At 68.7% G+C, this 17,048-nt stretch carries 12 protein-coding genes; 8 read left to right on the forward strand and 4 right to left on the reverse strand.

What is annotated here, in order from left to right:
* The first annotated feature begins 111 nt into the window (after positions 1 to 111).
* Genes pcaG through BLQ75_RS18865 form a run of 4 tightly spaced genes read left to right on the forward strand, consistent with a single transcriptional unit; the run spans position 112 to position 4,056 of the window.
* Positions 112 to 711, forward strand: a complete 600-nt coding sequence (pcaG, locus tag BLQ75_RS18850) for a protocatechuate 3,4-dioxygenase subunit alpha (protein ID WP_092604003.1) — start codon at positions 112 to 114, stop codon at positions 709 to 711.
* Positions 701 to 2,071, forward strand: a complete 1,371-nt coding sequence (gene pcaB / locus BLQ75_RS18855; protein WP_244515715.1) for a 3-carboxy-cis,cis-muconate cycloisomerase — start codon at positions 701 to 703, stop codon at positions 2,069 to 2,071. Before pcaG ends, pcaB begins: the two co-directional genes overlap by 11 nt.
* Positions 2,055 to 3,230: a bifunctional 3-oxoadipate enol-lactonase/4-carboxymuconolactone decarboxylase PcaDC gene (gene pcaDC / locus BLQ75_RS18860; protein ID WP_092604005.1), complete on the forward strand. Its 1,176-nt coding sequence runs from the start codon at positions 2,055 to 2,057 to the stop codon at positions 3,228 to 3,230. Before pcaB ends, pcaDC begins: the two co-directional genes overlap by 17 nt.
* Before the next feature lie 22 nt (positions 3,231 to 3,252).
* Positions 3,253 to 4,056, forward strand: a complete 804-nt coding sequence (locus BLQ75_RS18865; RefSeq protein WP_092604006.1) for an IclR family transcriptional regulator — start codon at positions 3,253 to 3,255, stop codon at positions 4,054 to 4,056.
* A 159-nt stretch (positions 4,057 to 4,215) separates the two neighbouring features.
* Here BLQ75_RS18865 and BLQ75_RS18870 read toward each other — a convergent pair whose 3' ends face one another.
* From BLQ75_RS18870 to BLQ75_RS18885, 4 genes are all read right to left on the reverse strand, one after another.
* Positions 4,216 to 6,129 carry an ABC transporter ATP-binding protein gene (locus BLQ75_RS18870; protein WP_092604007.1) on the reverse strand — a complete coding sequence of 638 codons (1,914 nt, stop codon included), beginning with the start codon at positions 6,127 to 6,129 and terminating at the stop codon, positions 4,216 to 4,218.
* Positions 6,130 to 6,431: 302 nt separating this feature from the next.
* Positions 6,432 to 6,992 carry a hypothetical protein gene (locus BLQ75_RS18875; RefSeq protein ID WP_092604008.1) on the reverse strand — a complete coding sequence of 187 codons (561 nt, stop codon included), beginning with the start codon at positions 6,990 to 6,992 and terminating at the stop codon, positions 6,432 to 6,434.
* 525 nt (positions 6,993 to 7,517) lie between these two features.
* A complete protein-coding gene (locus tag BLQ75_RS18880) occupies positions 7,518 to 9,944 on the reverse strand; it encodes a Tex family protein (RefSeq protein ID WP_170837570.1) in 2,427 nt (808 codons plus the stop codon).
* A gap of 94 nt (positions 9,945 to 10,038) precedes the next feature.
* Entirely contained in the window at positions 10,039 to 11,880 is a 1,842-nt protein-coding gene (locus tag BLQ75_RS18885; protein WP_092604010.1) for a transketolase, read from the reverse strand.
* Between the two features lie 214 nt (positions 11,881 to 12,094).
* On the opposite strand from BLQ75_RS18885, the gene BLQ75_RS18890 reads away from it, so the two are divergent.
* The 4 genes from BLQ75_RS18890 (at position 12,095) to hpnE (ending at position 17,048) form a co-directional block, all read left to right on the forward strand.
* The gene (locus tag BLQ75_RS18890) at positions 12,095 to 12,934 is read left to right on the forward strand and encodes a mechanosensitive ion channel family protein (protein ID WP_092604011.1); all 840 of its coding nucleotides are present in this window, start codon (positions 12,095 to 12,097) and stop codon (positions 12,932 to 12,934) included.
* 15 nt (positions 12,935 to 12,949) lie between these two features.
* Positions 12,950 to 13,759 (forward strand): PRC-barrel domain-containing protein, encoded by an 810-nt coding sequence (locus BLQ75_RS18895; RefSeq protein WP_244515719.1) that lies wholly within the window; start codon positions 12,950 to 12,952, stop codon positions 13,757 to 13,759.
* Positions 13,760 to 13,926: 167 nt separating this feature from the next.
* The gene (hpnC, locus tag BLQ75_RS18900; protein ID WP_092604012.1) at positions 13,927 to 15,696 is read left to right on the forward strand and encodes a squalene synthase HpnC; all 1,770 of its coding nucleotides are present in this window, start codon (positions 13,927 to 13,929) and stop codon (positions 15,694 to 15,696) included.
* On the forward strand, positions 15,693 to 17,048 hold the full coding sequence (hpnE, locus tag BLQ75_RS18905) for a hydroxysqualene dehydroxylase HpnE (RefSeq protein WP_092604013.1): 1,356 nt from the start codon (positions 15,693 to 15,695) through the stop codon (positions 17,046 to 17,048). Before hpnC ends, hpnE begins: the two co-directional genes overlap by 4 nt.

The raw sequence follows: 17,048 nt of genomic DNA on the forward strand, positions 1-17,048 counted from the left end.
GAAAGCCCGCCCGACCACTTCGAGACGAGTCCCGAGAAAGGCACTGAGCACACCTGCCCGATCCGTCCCATCGGACTCGGCCGGGCAGGCCACTAGACTTTGGAGGTGGTCATGGACCACTCGAACCGGCGTTCGGAGGCGGCGTCCGTCGTACACCCCGCCACGACCCCCTCACAGACCGTCGGGCCGTTCTTCGCGCTGCCCGGCGCCCTGCCGTGGCCCGACGGTCCCGAACTCCTGCCCGCGGGCAGCCCCGGGGCGACGTTGCTGCGAGGCAGGCTGCTGGACGGGATTGGGGACCCCGTGCCCGACGGATTGATCGAGATCTGGCAGGCCGATGAGCGGGGTCGGTTCGCGCACCCGGACGACCCCAGGGGAACTTCCACCGACTTTCCCGGTTTCGGGCGGTGCGCCACCGGCCCGGACGGCGAGTTCTGGTTCCGCACCGTCAAGCCCGCCTCGCTGCCCACACCGGATGGAAGCGAGGAGGCGCCCCACGTCAACGTCACCGTACTGGCCCGCGGGTTGTTGGCCCGGGTCGTGACCCGGATCTACTTCCCCGACGAACCGACGGCCAACGCCGCCGACCCCGTGTTGTCCGCTGTCGATCCGGCTCGCCGGGATACGCTGGTCGCGACGGCAGAGGCCGACGGCTACCGCTTCGACATCCGGTTGCAGGGTGATGACGAGACCATTTTCTTTGCGGTCTGAGACCGCCACTGGACTGTTCACCCCCACGTTCGTCACCGAACGCTTCGGGGAGAGTGCCGGGGCTCGCGCCTGGCTGGCCGCCATGCTCGAATTCGAGAGCGCGCTGGTGCTGGCCCAGGCCGACGTGGGGCTGATCCCCACCCGGGCCGCCGAGGAGATCTCCCGTCGGTGTGTGGTCGAGGAGTTCGACATCGACTCGATCGCGCGACGCGCTGCGGAGTCGGCGACCCCCGTCATCCCACTGGTCAAGGATCTCACCGACCGGGTCGATGCGGAGGCGGCCAGGTACGTGCACCGGGGCGCCACCAGCCAGGACGTGGTGGACACCGCCGCGATGCTGGTGGCCCGCGACGCGCTGCGGCTGTCACTGGACGAGTTGCGCGTCGTCGCGGGGGAGTGCGCCCGCCTGGCCGAGGAGCACCGCAACACCCTGATGACCGGACGCACGCTGCTGCAGCAGGCACTGCCGACCACGTTCGGCCGGAAAGCCGCAGGGTGGTTGACGGCCGTGGTCGAGGCGGCGGAGGGGCTGGACCGGGTGCGGAGCGATCGGCTGGCCGTGCAGTTCGGGGGGCCGGTCGGGACCCTCGCGACCCTCGGTTCCCACGGCACGCGGGTGGCCGCCGCGCTGGCCGGACGGCTCGGCCTGGCCGAACCCACCCTGCCGTGGCACACCGATCGGACCCGGGTCGCGGAGCTCGCCACCTCGTTGGGAACGGTGGCGGGCACGCTGGGCAACATCGCCCTGGACATCGAGCTGGGAGCCCAGACGGAGGTGGGGGAGTTCACCGAGGGGCGCTCCGGCGGTTCCTCGGCGATGCCGCACAAGCGCAACCCCGTCCGCGCCGTCCGGGTCACCGCCGCGGCCCGCAGAGTACCGGGGCTCGTGGCGAGTCTGCTGAGCGCGGTGCCGCAGGAGCACGAGCGGGCGGCGGGAGCCTGGCAGTCCGAGTGGGAGCCGTTCGGCGAACTGCTTCGACTGGTCGGTTCGGCCGCTTCGACCACCGGCGAGATGCTGGGCGAGCTCAGGGTGGACGAGGACAGGATGCGCTCCAACCTGGAACTCTCCGGGGGACTACTGCTCGCGGAACGGGTTTCCACCGCGCTTTCCGAGCACATCGGCCCCGGTAGAGCCGCGGAACTGGTGAGCGAGCTCTCCGGGCGAGTCACCCGGAACGGCACCACCCTGCGTGCCGAGCTGTTGGTGGACGAGACCACGCGTGCCGTGCTGTCCGAGCGGGAAGTGGTGGAACTGACCGAGCCCGGTGACTACCTCGGTTCGGCCGACGAGTTCGTGGATCGGGCCCTCGCCGCTTACACGAGCTGGAAGGAGAAGACTACCGGTGATTCCGGACTATGAACTGACGGGCCCGCCCAACGCCCCCGTGCTGGTGCTGTCCAACTCGTTGGGAACCGACCGGACCATGTGGGACGAGCAGCTGCCCGAACTGTCCTCCCGCTTTCGGGTGCTGCGTTACGACCAGCGCGGGCATGGCAAGACCCCCGCCACCCCGGGTCCCTACGAGCTCGAAACGCTCGGCCGGGACGTGCTCGACCTGCTCGACCATCTCGAGATCGTCCGGGTGCGCTTCGCCGGTGTTTCCCTCGGCGGTATGACAGGCATGTGGTTGGCCGCCAACGCCCCGGAACGGATCGAGCGGCTCGCCCTGCTGTGCACTTCGGCCGCGCTCGGCACGCCCGAGGACTGGCGCGAGCGAGCCGCGTTCGTGCGTGCCAACGGCACGGGGGCGATGGTCGACTCCACCCTCGGCCGCTGGTTCACGGCGGAACTGTCCTCCAGGCGGGACGTGGTGGCCAAGTACGGCGGAATGGTGGCCACCACCGACGACGAGAGCTACGCCGGTTGCTGTGAAGCCATCGCCGGGATGACTCTGGAGGGGCGGCTCGGCGGGATCACCGCTCCCACCCTCGTGGTGGCGGGATATGATGATCCGGCGACACCGCCCGAACACGCCGAACGCATCGCGGCCGGCATCCCGAACGCGCGGCTGGCGGTGCTGGAGCGCGCCGCGCACCTGGCCAACGTCGAACAGGCCGAGCGGGTCAACCGCCTGCTCGTCGAGCACTTCGCATCGGAGGGCGAGCCCATGTCCACCGCCAGCGGCGAAGCCGCCACCGCTCGCACTGGTACGGGTATGGCGGTGCGCAGACAGGTGCTGGGAGACGAGCACGTCGACAGGGCCATCGAGCTGCGGACGGAGTTCACCGAGCCGTTCCAGGACTTCATCACCAGGTACGCCTGGGGCGAGCTCTGGGCCTCGGAGGGTATGGACCGCCCGACCCGCAGCTGCGTGACACTGGCGATCCTGGCCGCCACCGGGTGCCACGACGAGCTCGCCATGCACGTTCGCGCGGCACGCCGCAACGGGGTCGAAGCCTCGACCATCCGAGAGGTGTTGATGCACGTGGCCGTTTACGCCGGCGTGCCCAAAGCCAACAGTGCTTTCGCGTTGGCGGATCGGATTCTCGGTGAGGAAGCCGACGGGAACGGTGCTTGAGACCGATGCGGGGGTGGTGGCTATGGACTCCGACGCCGATTCCGGGGTAGTGGGACCGGTTCAGTCCCTGACACGCGGACTCATGGTGATCCGCGCCTTCGACGAGACACGCCCCGAGATGACGCTCAGCGAGGTCGCTCGTGTCACCGGTCTCTCACGCGCGGCGACCCGTCGCTTCCTGCACACCCTCGTGAGGCTGGGCTACGTCTGGACCGACGGCCGACTGTTCGCGCTGACGCCCCGGGTGCTGGAGCTGGGATTCTCCTACCTGTCGAGCCTCTCGCTGCCGGAGATAGCGCAGCCGCACCTGGAACGGCTGGCGGCCCAGGTCCACGAGTCGGTCTCGGTCTCGGTGCTCGACGGCGACGACATCGTCTACGTCGGGCGGGTGCCCACCTCGCGGATCATGACCGTGGCGATCAACATCGGCACCCGGTTCCCCGCCTACGCCACCTCGATGGGACGGGTACTGCTGGCGAACCTGGCGGACCAGGAGCTCACCGAGTACCTGCGGCGGGTGCGTCCCGAACCGTTGGCGCCGCAGACGCTGACCAGTGTGGGATCGCTCCGGCGGGAGTTGGAGAACATCAGGGAGCAGGGCTGGGCCGTGGTCGACCAGGAGCTCGAAGCCGGGCTGCGTTCTCTCGCGGCGCCGATCCGCGACCGGACCGACAACGTCGTGGCCGCGGTCAACGTCTCCTCCCACGCCAGTAGGACAGGTCCGGAGGAAGCCCGTAACGAGCTGCTGCCACCGTTGCTGGAGACGGCCGCCAGGATCGAGGCGGACCTGCGGGTGGCGCCTCACGCGGGCAGGACGGCTCGCTGACCCGACTCCCGTGGCCACTCGTCTTATCGGTCGGGCCCCGCTGTGGTTCCGGAACGCCTCGCGGGGCGGTCACCCTCTTCCACCGTGCGGTAGACGGTCCCGGCGGCAACGACGGACAGGCTCGCCGCGGTGGGCCTCCCGAGTAGCGAGGGAGTCCGGTCAGGTTCCTCGGACACTCTCCGGACGCGGCGGGTTCTCGGGGGAGCGCTCCTCCTCGGCGAACTGGGTCCGGTACAGCTCCGCGTAGTGGCCACCGCGTTCCAACAACTCCTCGTGCGTTCCCCGCTCGACCACCCTGCCCTCGGCCAGCACCAGAATGCGGTCCGCGCGGCGGATCGTCGCCAGGCGGTGGGCGATGACCACGGAGGTACGTCCCGCCAGTGCCGTGCGCAGCGCGCGCTGCACCGCGGCCTCCGACTCGGAGTCCAGGTGCGCGGTGGCCTCGTCCAGCACCACGATCGGTGGTTGTTTGAGCAGCAACCTGGCGATGGCCAACCGCTGCTTCTCACCTCCCGACAGGCGGTAGCCACGGTCGCCCACCACGGTGTCGAGCCCCTCGGGCAGTTCGCGCAGCAGCTCGTCGAGCTGCGCGGTGCGCAAGGCCCGTCGCAGCTCGCTGTCGTCTGCCGAGGGATTGGCGTAGGCCAGGTTCGCGCGGATCGTGTCGTGGAAGAGGTGAGCCTCCTGGGTGACCATCCCCACCGTGGAATACAACGAGGACAGCGTGACGTCCCGCACGTCGTGCCCCCCGACCCGTACGCTGCCGGAGTCCACTTCGTACAACCGTCCGGCCAGGTGGCTGATCGTGGTCTTGCCCGCCCCGGAGTGCCCCACCAGCGCGATCATCTCTCCCGGCGCCGCCCGGAAGGAGACGTCGTGCAGTACCTGCTGCGCGGCGCCGCTCTCCGGACGTGCCACCGATTCCAGCGAGGCGAGCGAGACCTCCTCCGGCCCGGGGTAGTGGAACGACACGGAGTCGAACTCGAGGCTCGCCGAACCAGCCGGCAGCTCGATCGCGTCCTCGCGCTCCCGGATCATCGGTGGCAGGTCCAGCACCTCGAAGACGCGGTGGAAGCTGACCAGTGCCGTCATCACATCGACGTGCACGTTGGACAGTGAGGTCAGCGGGCCGTATAGTCGGGTGAGCAGCGTCGTCAGCGCAACCAGGGTTCCCAGTTGGAGCGATCCGCCGATCACCAGCGCTCCGCCGAGACCGTAGGCCACGGCCGTGGCCAGTGCGGCGAGCAGGGTGAGCCCCACGAAGAACACCCTGCTGTACATCGCCGAGAGCACCCCGAGATCACGGACCCGAGCGGCTTTGCGGGCGAACTGTTCGGTCTCCTCGTCGGCCCTGCCGTACAGTTTGGTCAACATGGCCCCGCCGACCCCGAACCGCTCCGTCATCAGCGAGCTCATCTCGGCGTCCACGGCCATCTGTTCGCGGGTCACGCGCTGCAGCCGTCTGCCTATCCACCGCACCGGGAACAGGAACAGTGGCAGCAGGGCCAGCGCGATCAGCGTGATCTGCCAGGACAGCGCGAACATCGCGGCCAGTACCAGCACCAGGCTCAGCACGTTCGACACCACCGCGGACAGGGTGCTGGTCAGCGCGCGCTGCGCTCCGATGACATCACTGTTGAGCCTGCTGGTCAGTGCTCCGGTCTGTGCCCTGACGAAGAAGGCGAGCGGCATTCGCTGCACGTGGTCGAACACGTCCCGGCGCAGGTCGTAGATGAGCCCCTCACCCAGGCGGGAGGAGAACCAGCGCTGCACCAGCGTGAGCGCCGCTTCGAGCAGTGCCACCCCCGCCACCGCCCCGGACAGCCAGACGACCGTCCCCATGCGGCCCGGCACGATGCCGCGATCGATGATCGCCTTGAACAGCAGCGGAGTGACCACCCCGAGCACGGCGGTCGCCGCTACCGTGCACAGGAACGGCACTATCACCCGCAGGTAGGGGCGTGCGTACCCCAGGATTCGCTTCGCCAGTCCCGGTGGGAGCCGTTGCCTGGTCACCGAGCTGTCCCTGGTGAGCGAACGCATCGTCGCCCAGCTCACTCCGCCGTTGTCCATGTGAGACCTTCCCTGTCGCCGAAGACGATCCGTCGCACACCTGCGAATTCGAGTCCGTTCGAAGTTGATGTTCGACAGGAGTGAACGTCGGATTTTCCCATTCCTAGTTCGCCGCATCGCCCCGGTGGCGATACTTTTCGTGGTGCCGCTGATGCCGACGTGAGTACTTCGTTCCTGCCGCGCGGCGAACGAATTCCCGTACACCGATCTGTCGTACCGTCCGCGGCTCAGGGCGTAGCATGGTTTTCGGGCCGGTGAGTTCTTGCGATCGGGTGAACCGAAATCGGTCGAGGCTTCGACCGTTACCCGGGCGGGTCCGCTCGGCATTCCTGCCCGTCGATCTGTTTCAGGGAGACGGCCCGCCCGGCGGCCAGCGCGGCGATGCTTATGGCGATCATGAGGGCGAGCCAGGCCGACGCCCCAGCTGATGCGTCTCCGCTCGTGGTGCCCACGAACACCCCGAACAACACAGCGGCGATGCCCGAGAACGCGGCCAGGCTCGCATGCGCAGGCATGCTGGCCGATGTCGGGACGCACGTGCCCAGGCAGCCCACGGCCAGCGCCACAAGCACCACAGGCACCACGCCGGTCACGGGACCGTAGTCCTCGCTGACCACGACGCCGGAGTCCGGCTTCATCAGCTCGAACAACCGGAACAGCCCGACCGTACTCTCGTAGTCACGGTGCTCATGCGAGTGCAACCACGGTCCGCCGGACAACGCCAACAGCACGCTACCCAGGGCCGCGTACAGTATCCGGAAGCGTATCGCCTGCGCATCAGCTACAGCGGAGTCCCGATAGGCGGCGAGCCGGCTCTTGAGCTCCTCGATTTCGTGGTCGCGATCCGATGTATCCGGCGGCATGCGGACATCCTATGTGGCAGCGAGCAGCGCACTGATCCCGAACCATCGGTGTGGAGCGGATTTCCGCACACGGTCGGTGTGCCCCGGAGACGAGCAACGATCAACGCGGAAGCTCTCAGCTATTCGTAAAGCTGTGATCAGGATTGAAGCCGCGCTTGTTTTTTGGTTCGCCTCGTGCGTGCGTGTGGCGACCGAGCGGCTCGAGGTCGAATTCGGCGACCGCGGCCAGCATGTTGAACGACGTTTTGGCCTCGGTTCGGCCGGGGCTTGGATCTTCCCACCGGGTGACAGGCCGATGTCGTGCTCGAGGGGAGGTCGCCGCCGCTCCGTCCTCTGGTGTCAACGCGACGACACGGGCCATCACGACGGCACACGGCCGGGATCGGCCCGCCGTGTCATTATCGCCCCTCCTCCGGCGAACGAGATAGGCCGAGCACGGACAGCGCACCGGTCGGGCAGCGAAGGCCTGCCGTGGCTCGTGCGGCGTGACGGCTGCGCACAGGGTCGCCGCACGAGCCGTACCGGCTATTCCTCGCTGTAGCCCGCGCGTCGTAGGGCGTCTGCCATCGCTCCGCTGCCCGCGCCGCGCTTGCTCCGTTGCTTGCCCGTCCGCTGCTTACCACCGTTTCCGCGCTTCGCGGCGGCCTTGCCGCCCCCACCGGCACCACGGGCCGGTTCACCGGTGCCACCGGTTTCCGCTCCGGAGGCGTCACCGGCGGTGACGTCATCGTCCAGCCGCAGCGTCAGCGAGATGCGCTTGCGGTCCACATCCACCTCGCGGACCTTGACCCGAACCACCTCGCCGGGCTTGACGATCTCTCTCGGGTCGTTGACGAACGACTTGGACATGGCCGAGACGTGCACCAGGCCGTCCTGGTGCACACCGACGTCGACGAACGCGCCGAACGCGGCGACGTTGGTGACCACGCCCTCCAGCACCATGCCGGGCGAGAGGTCGTTGAGCGAGTGAACGTCCTCGGCGAAGTTCGCGGTGCGGAACTCCGGGCGTGGATCGCGACCGGGTTTTTCCAGTTCGGAGATGATGTCGGTCACGGTGGGGACTCCGAAGGAGTCGTCGACGAAGTCCGCCGCCCGCAATCCCCGCAGTGCTCGTTTGTTGCCGATGATTCCCTCCAACGAGCTCCCGGTCGACTCGACGATGCGGTGTACGACCGGATAACTCTCGGGGTGGACGCTCGAGGAGTCCAGCGGGTCGTTGCCGTCGGTGATCCGGAGGAAACCGGCGCACTGCTCGAAGGCCTTCGGGCCGAGCCGGGAGACCTCCCGGAGCTCCTGCCTGGAACGGAACCGCCCGTTGGCCTCGCGGTGCCCCACGATGTTCTCGGCCAGTCCCGCGTTGATGCCGGATACTCGACTCAACAGCGGAGCCGAGGCGGTGTTGACATCCACCCCCACCGCGTTGACGCAGTCCTCCACCACGGCGTCCAGCGACTGCGAGAGCTTCGACTCGGAGACGTCGTGCTGGTACTGTCCGACACCGATCGATTTCGGGTCGATCTTGACCAGTTCCGCGAGCGGGTCCTGCAGTCGCCGTGCGATCGAGACCGCCCCACGCAGCGAGACGTCCACCTCGGGCAGCTCCCGCGAGGCGTAGGCCGAGGCGGAATACACCGAGGCTCCCGCCTCCGAGACCGAGACCCTGACCAGGCCGCCGCGGGACTCGGCCAGTCGTGCCGCGAGCTTGTCCGTCTCTCTGGAGGCCGTCCCGTTGCCCACCGCGAGCAGCCCCACCTCGTGCCGATCGACCAGCCGTTCGAGGGTGGCTACCGCCTCCTCCCAACGTCGCTGCGGTTCGTGCGGGTAGATCGTGGCCGTCTCGGCGAGCTTGCCGGTCGCGTCCACCACGGCCACCTTCACGCCCGTCCGGTAGCCCGGATCCAGCCCGATCGTGGCGCGCGGTCCCGCCGGAGCGGCCAGCAGCAGGTCACGCAGGTTCCCGGCGAAGACGCGGACGGCCTCCTCTTCGGCTCGCTGCCGGAGTCTGCCGCGCAGGTCGATGTCCAGGTGGACCATGATGCGGGTGCGCCACGCCCAGCGCACGGTTTCGCGCAACCACGTGTCAGCGGCGCGGCCCCGGTCGTCGATGCCGAACCGCTCGGCGATGCGTCGCTCGTAGTCGCTCGCCCCCTCGGGATCGGCGTTCTCGGGGTCGAAGTCGAGATTGAGTTCGAGGACCTCCTCCTTCTCACCGCGGAACAGCGCCAGGACGCGATGGGAGGGCAACGTCCGCAGCGACTCGGCGAAGTCGAAGTAGTCGGTGAACTTCGAGCCGCTGTCCGTCGCCCCGGAGCGAACCGTCGAGGACAGCCGCCCCCGTTGCCAGGCCAGTTCACGCAGCTGCCCGATGAGGTCGCCGTCCTCGGCGAATCGTTCCACCAGGATGGAGCGAGCCCCCGTCAGCGCGCTCGCCGCGTCCGGAACTCCGTTGTCGGCGTTCACGTAGGCCGCGGCCAGGAGCTGCGGATCCTGCGTGGGGTCGTCCAGCAGGCTCGTGGCGAGCGGCTCCAGCCCCGCCTCCCTGGCGACCTGCGCCTTGGTTCGGCGCTTGGGCTTGAACGGCAGGTACAGATCCTCCAGCCGAGCCTTGGAGTCGGCGGCTATGATCCGAGCGTGGAGCTCGTCGTCGAGTTTGTCCTGCTTGCGGATCTCCTCGAGGATCGTGTCGCGCCGTTGTTCCATCTCGCGCAGATAGCGCAGTCGCTGCTCCAGCGTACGCAGCTGCTCGTCGTCGAGCGCCCCGGTGGCCTCCTTGCGGTAGCGGGCGACGAACGGCACCGTCGCCCCGTCGTCCAACAGCCGCACGGCGGCCTCGACCTGCTCGGCACCCACGCCGAGCTCGTCGGCGATCCTTTGGTGAATCGACGTCGTCACGATCCTGTTCAGCCCTTCGACCGGCCTTGATCCCTTGTTGTGATGAGCATTCTCGCCCATCCGCATCCGATGGTTACCGGCCAGGGCTCACCCGACGCGGAGTATCACCCGGTCGGGGGTCATCGAGCTGGAAACGACCCGTCAGCGGCTTGTGTCAGCGGCTCGCGGACTCCGGAACCAGTGCTCTGGCCGCGCGGGCGATGGCCGTCGAGTCTATCCCCACCTGGGAGAGCAGTTCGGCGGGTTTCCCGGAGCCGGGCATACCGGTGACCGCCAGCTTCGTCACGGGGGCGCTGGCTCCCGTGTCGGCCAGCGCGGCCAGCACCGCGTCTCCGAGCCCGCCCTCGGGCCAGTGGTCCTCCACCGTGACCAGCCCCTCGGTCTCCTCGGCCGCCCGGCGCAGCGTTTCGGTGTCGGTCGGTTTGATCGAGTACAGGTCCACTACACGGGCCCGAATCCCCTCCTCGGCCAGCCGGTCGGCGGCCTCCACCGCCTCGTGCAACGTCACGCCCGCTCCGACGAGCGTCACGTGGTCTCCCTCCCGGACCGTCCGGGAACCGCCGATGGGGAACTCCTCATCCGGGCCGTAGATGACCGGCGAGGCCCCGCGGCTGGCTCGCAGGTAGCAGATGCCTTCCCGGTCGGCCATCGGTTCCAGCAGGCGGGCCGTCTGGTTCGCGTCGCACGGGTAGAGCACGGTGCTGCCGTGCACCGCACGCATGGCGGCGAGATCCTCCAGGGCCATCTGGGAGGGACCGTCCTCGCCGATCGCCGTTCCGGCATGCGAGCCCATCAGGTTCAGCGACGCGCGGCTGATCGAGGCCATTCGGATGAAGTCGTAGGCACGACTCAGGAACGCCGCGAACGTGGAGGCGAACGGTACCCATCCCCGCGCCTGCATCCCCACCGCCGTCGCCAACATCTGCTGTTCGGCGATGTACATCTCGAAGTACCGCTCCGGATAGGCCTCGCGGAACTGCTCCGAGTGCGTGGAGTTGGACACCTCCCCGTCCATCGCCACCACATCGCCCCGGCGGGAGCCCAGGGCCCGCAATCCCTGGCCGTAAGCCTTGCGGGTGGCCACGGAGTTCCCCACCTCGAAGCGGGCCGTCTCCCCATCAGTGGGGGAGAAGGTGCGTGAACCACCCACGGTGTCGGGGGCTGACACCTTCACGCGTAGGTCCCGCACCCCGCCGAGCTCCTCGATGGCGGTTGCCGGGTCCTGCAGCGGTTTGCCGTGCTTGCCCGGCAGGTTCTCCACCTCGCTGGCGCCTTTGCCCTTGCTGGTGCGTGCCACGACGGCCGTCGGCCGTCCCGAGGTGGCCTCCGCCTCGGTCAGTGCCGCTTCTATCCGTTCCGGATCGTGTCCGTCCACCTCGACGGTGTGCCAGCCGATGGCGCGGGCGCGTGCCGAGTACGCGCCCAGGTCCCAGCCGTGCATGGTCTCACCGGTTTGCCCGAGGCGGTTGACGTCGACCAGGGCGACTATGTTGTCCAGCCGGTAGAACGCGGCGTGTTCGAACGCCTCCCATATCGACCCCTCGGCCATCTCGCTGTCGCCGCACAGCACCCACACGCGGTTGTTCAGCTCGTCCAGCCTGGCCGCGGTGAGCGCGAGCCCCACGCCGAACGGCAGCCCCTGTCCGAGTGAGCCTGTGGCCACGTCCACCCACGGCAGGGCGGGGGTGGGATGCCCCTCCAGCCTGCTGCCGAATTCGCGGAACGTCAGCAACTCGGCGTCGTCGATGGCTCCGGCCGCCTTGAAACAGGAGTACAGCAGGGGAGAGGCGTGTCCCTTCGAGAACACGAGGTGGTCGTTGGCGGGGGTCTCCGGGCGATCGAAGTCCAGTCTCAGGTGGCCGTCCAGCAGTGCCGCCATCAGGTCGGCGGCCGACATCGAGGAGGTGGGATGTCCGGACCCGGCCGCGTCAGCGGCTCTGATCGAATCCACTCGCAGCTGTTGCGCCAGTTCGTTCCTGAATTTCGTCCGTTCCACACGCCCCGGATTCCCGGCTGCCCGCGGTGACAAACCCGCGGGTCGTGAGCCCGTCTCCGGATCCCGGTGACGCCTGGGACGAGGAGCGGGTCCGATCCCCGGTGGTCCGGCGGGTGGGCCTCACTCCCCGGTGGAGGGTCCGCCCGAATTTGCGCACCGCGTCGTGCGGGTTTGCAATCGGGAGCCACACGATACCTGGAGTAGGAGGCGCGCCATGGATATGGTCCTAGCGCAAGGAACCGGGTTCAACGTCCTCGACAGCCTGCAGAGCGGGTTCACCCAACTGATCAGCTATCTTCCGCAGTTGATCGGCGCGCTTCTCGTGCTGGTGATCGGTTACATCGTCGCGAGAATCCTTCGAGCCGTCATAACCCGGCTGCTGCGCCGTTTCCACCTGGACGACAGGATGTCCCGTGCCGGCCAGGGGGCCCGCTACGTGGAGCGGCTCAGCCCCAGAGGAAGTCCTTCCCGGTTGATCGGGACCGTCGCTTTCGCCGTGATCATGTTGTTCGTGCTCTCCTCGGCGATCGGCACGCTCGGCATCCCCGCGTTGACCGGCTTCATGAACGTGGTACTGGGCTACCTTCCCCGCGTGATCGCCGCACTGGCCATTTTCCTGGTCGCGGCGGCCGTGGCCGGAGCCGTGGGCACGTTGGTGGGACGCACCCTGGGGGACACCCCCGGCGGCCGCATGGCACGAACCGCCGCCCCCGCCCTGGTGATGGCGATCGGCGTGTTCATGATTCTGACCCAGCTCCGCATCGCCCCGGTGATCGTCACCGTGACTTATGTCGCCCTGGTCGGGGCCATAGCGCTCGGATCCGCCCTGGCCTTCGGTCTGGGAGGCCGGGAGGCCGCCGCGGAGATGATCAATTCCAGCTACCGGCGCAACTTCCGAAGCGCCGAGCGGGAAACCCCCGCCGAGGAGACCGAGACCAACGAGCCGTCCCAGAACTGGAGCGTGCGCGGAGCGGGAGCGGCCACCCAGTCGCAGGGGGCTTCCGCGGAGACCGAGCGGGGCGACGACAGCGGCGGCTCCTACCGGGCGACCTGAGGGAAGGAGGTGGTTATGGTGTCCACACCCCACCACGACCCCGAATCCGCCGGGCAGAGCGCGGCACCCGAATTGTCGGGAAGGAACGTGGTCGACCGCGACGGCACACGGCTGGGCAAACTGGAACAGGTCTATCTCGGACCGGAGAGTGGCTCGCCAACGTGGGGAGTGGTGCGGGCGGGCAGCAGGCAACGCTTCGTCCCCCTGCACGATGCCGACCCCGAAGGGGGTGCCGTGCGCATCACGGCGAGTAAACGCCAGGTGCGTTCGGCTCCCACCGCCAGCGCGGACGCCGAGCTGCGGCCGGAGTTCGAGGGCAGGCTCTCCGAGCACTACGCGGGGGCGTCCAACACCGCTCGTGGCTCGGTGCTGAGCGTGCGCCGCAGTCGTGGTGTGCTCAGCGGGGTGCTGCTGGTTCTGCTGGGGATGTGGACCGGGCTGGTCCCGTTCGTCGGCCCCTACTTCGGTTACGGCTTCGGCAACGCGCAGCCGTGGAGTTTCACCCTCGATCGGCTGTGGCTCTGCGTGCTTCCGGCCGTGGCCATCCTGCTCGGCGGTCTGCTACTCGTCCCCACCGGGAACCGGTTCCTGGCGAGCGGGGCCAGCCTGCTGGCGATGGCCGGGGGAGCGTGGTTGCTCGTCGGCCCCAGCCTGAGCAGGTTGTGGGGGACCGAGGGAGTGGCGACTCCGATCGGGGCTCCCCTCGGCTCCCCGGGGATGTGGGTGGCGGCCCAACTCGGCTTCTTCTTCGCCGTGGGAGCGCTGGTCGTGGCGACGGCGGCGATGGCGTTCGGGCGGCTGACCGTGCGTTCCATCAAGGACTGAGTGTCCTCCTCAGGAGCGGGGTGCACTGGAGGTTGCACTTTGAGTGACTTCCTTCGGTTCCCAAGTCACTCAATCGGACGAGGTCAGCAGACCTGCGCCGTGTCTGTCGGCGATCTACGCTGACGACAATGAACGCTCTCATCAGCTGCGCCGAGTAGGAGGTGGTCATGGCTGCGCTCCCGGACCGTGCCCGCCCCACTCGGCAGTCAGCGCGATCGTTCGAGGTTGTGCTGCCCGGGCAGCTGCCCGAGGCGGACGAGGTGCTGGCGCGGGCCCAGTCGGAGAACTTCACGGTGGCCGCCGGAGTGCTTCCCTACCGGATCCGGCAACACCTGATGGCGTTGTACGGGTTCGCTCGGCTCGTGGACTACGCGGGCGACGAGGCTTGCGGCCCTAGGGAGGGGTTGCTCGATCTGCTGGAGGCGGACCTGGGGCGCGCCTACGAGGGCACGCCGCGGCTTCCGCTGCTGCGTGCGTTCGCGCCGACGCTGCGCGCCTGCGGCATCCCCCGCGAGGTTCCCGCCCGTCTGATCGAGGCGAACCGGCGGGACCAGCATGTACGCCGGTATTCGACCTTCGGGGAACTGCTCGACTACTGCGTCTACGCGGCCAACCCCATCGGCGAACTGGTGCTCTACATCTTCGGCCGCGCCGAGCCGGAACTGATCCGACTGTCCGACCGCATCTGTTCCGCGTTGCAGATCCTCGAACACTGCCAGGACATCACCGAGGATTTCCGTCAGGACAGAGTGTACATGCCCTCCGAGGACCTGAGCGCGTTCGGATGCGACGAATCCGACCTGGCCGCTCCCACCGCCTCGGCCGAGCTGCGCGGTCTGGTCTGGTTCGAAGTGGACCGCGCCGTGGAGATGCTGCGCGCCGGACAACCGTTGATCGCCCGGCTCTCGGGGCTCGCCCGCATGACGGTGGCCGGTTACGTGGCGGGCGGAATGGCCACGGCACGCGCTTTCCGGCCCGCCGGCCACGATCCCCTGGCCGTGGATATCCGTCCCAACCGGACGAGGATGCTCGCCGAATGGGCCCGGTTGTCGGTGGCGCCGACCACGGGACTCGGGCACGACCGGGTTCGCGACGCCTACCGGTACTGCGAGCGGATGACCCGGACCCAGGCACGCAACTTCTACTACGGAATACGGCTGCTGCCGCCGGTCAAGCGCAGGGCCCTCTCCGCCGTGTACGCCTTCGCCCGTCGGGTGGACGACATCGGCGACGGTTCACTGCCGGACGAGCAGAAGCTGCGGCGTCTGCGGCAGGCGAGGCTGGATCTCGATGAGGTTCGGCCGGATGCCAAGGATCCCGTGCTGACGGCGTTGGCGGATGCGGGCCGGCGGCTCCCGCTGCCGTTGCGGGCCTTCCATGAACTCGTCGACGGGTGCGAGGCGGACGTGCGGGGGACCCGTTACGAGACCTTCGAACAGCTCACGCACTACTGCCGCTGCGTCGCCGGTTCGGTGGGTAGGCTCTCGCTGGGAGTGTTCGGGCACGAGGTCACCGGCACGGCCGCCCAGCGTGCCGACGCGCTCGGGGTGGCCCTGCAGCTGACCAACATCCTGCGAGATCTGCTGGAGGATCGACGGAACGGCCGGATCTATCTGCCTGCGGAGGATCTGCGTGATTTCGGCGTCTCGCTCGAACTGGACTCACGGGGAATGTTCACCGACTCCCCGCACGATCTGGCCGAGCTGGTGCGGTTCCAGGTCCGACGTATCGAGCGGTGGTACGCCGAGGGGCTGCGCCTGCTGCCCATGCTCGACCACCGCAGTCGCGCCTGCTGCGCGGCGATGGCCGGTATCTACCACGAACTGCTGCGACACATGTGGAACGATCCCGGATCGGTGACGCGGGGCAGAATCAGCCTGCCCGCTTGGCAGAAGGCGAGCGTGGCCACACGTTCCCTGGCGGGGATGACGTCATGACCCCTGGTCGGGTAGTGATCATCGGTGGTGGCCTGGCCGGTGTCTCCGCCGCGTTCGGCTGCCGTGACGCCGGTTTCGACGTCACCCTGCTGGAATCGCGCTCCCGGCTGGGCGGAGCGACCTACTCGTTCCAGCGGGGCGAACTCACCGTCGACACCGGGCAGCACGTCTTCCTGCGCTGCTACACCGAGTACCTGGAGCTGCTGCGTCGGCTCGGCACGCTGGACAGGGTGCGGATCCAGCCGAGATTCCGGGTGCCGGTGGTGACCCCCCGAGGAGCCACCTGGACACTGCGGCGTGGCGCGCTTCCCGCTCCCGGACACCTGTTGCCCGCGCTGGCCGGGCACCGTGCGCTGTCCCCACGGGAACGCTTCACCGCCGCACGAACCGCGTTGGCGCTGCGCGGGCTGGACCCGGACGATCCCGAGCTGGACGGAACCGATTTCGAGAGTTGGCTGCGCTCCCGAGGGGAGTCGGACCGCTCCGTGACGAACCTGTGGGGGCTGTTCTGCGTCGCCGCTCTGAACTCCCAGCCGGGTGAGGCCTCGTTGGCCCAGGCGGTCAAGGTGTTCCGCACCGGCATGCTGGACAGCACCACCGGCGGCGACATCGGAGTGATTCGACGTCCGCTGGGCGAAGTGCACGGCGATCCCGCCGAGCGGAAGCTGCGCGAGGCCGGAGCGGTGCCATTGACCCGGCACAAGGCTCTGGAGGTGTCCGGTACCTCGGGGAACTTCCTGGTCCGCGTGAGCGGCGAGAGCGAGTACGAGCTGACGGCCGACGCCGTCATCCTGGCTGTGCCGCACACGGCCGCTGCCAGGTTGCTGGGGCAGTGGACCCTGCCGACCAGCGCCGATTTCACCGGGCTGTCGCGCGCTCCCATCGTCAACGTGCACGCTCACTTCGACCGCGAGGTGACCGAGCTGCCGATGGCCGCGGCGCTGCACTCACCGGTGCAGTGGTTGTTCGACCGGACCGAAGCCTCCGACGTGGGGCACGGCCAGTACCTGGTGATCTCGCTGTCGGCGGCCCACGAACAGATCAAGGCCCGCTCAGCGGCGTTGCGCGAACGCTACCTGCCGGAGTTGCGGAGGCTGTTCCCCGCCGCGGAAGGGGCGCGCCTGCTGGACTTCTTCATCACCAGAGAGCCCGCGGCCACGTTTCTGCCCGCACCGGGAGCACGTTCGCTGCGCCCGGCCGCGCGTACGACCGAGCACGGGCTGGTGCTGGCCGGTGCTTGGACCGACACCGGTTGGCCGGACACCCTCGAAGGGGCCGTACGGAGCGGAAACACCGCGGCCCGCGTGGTCAGCGGGACCGTCGATCGCCACGGCGATGTGGCGTGGAGGTGA

Origin of the sequence: Actinopolyspora xinjiangensis (assembly GCF_900104475.1) — a bacterium.
In the GTDB taxonomy this organism is placed as follows: Bacteria; Actinomycetota; Actinomycetes; order Mycobacteriales; family Pseudonocardiaceae; genus Actinopolyspora; species Actinopolyspora xinjiangensis.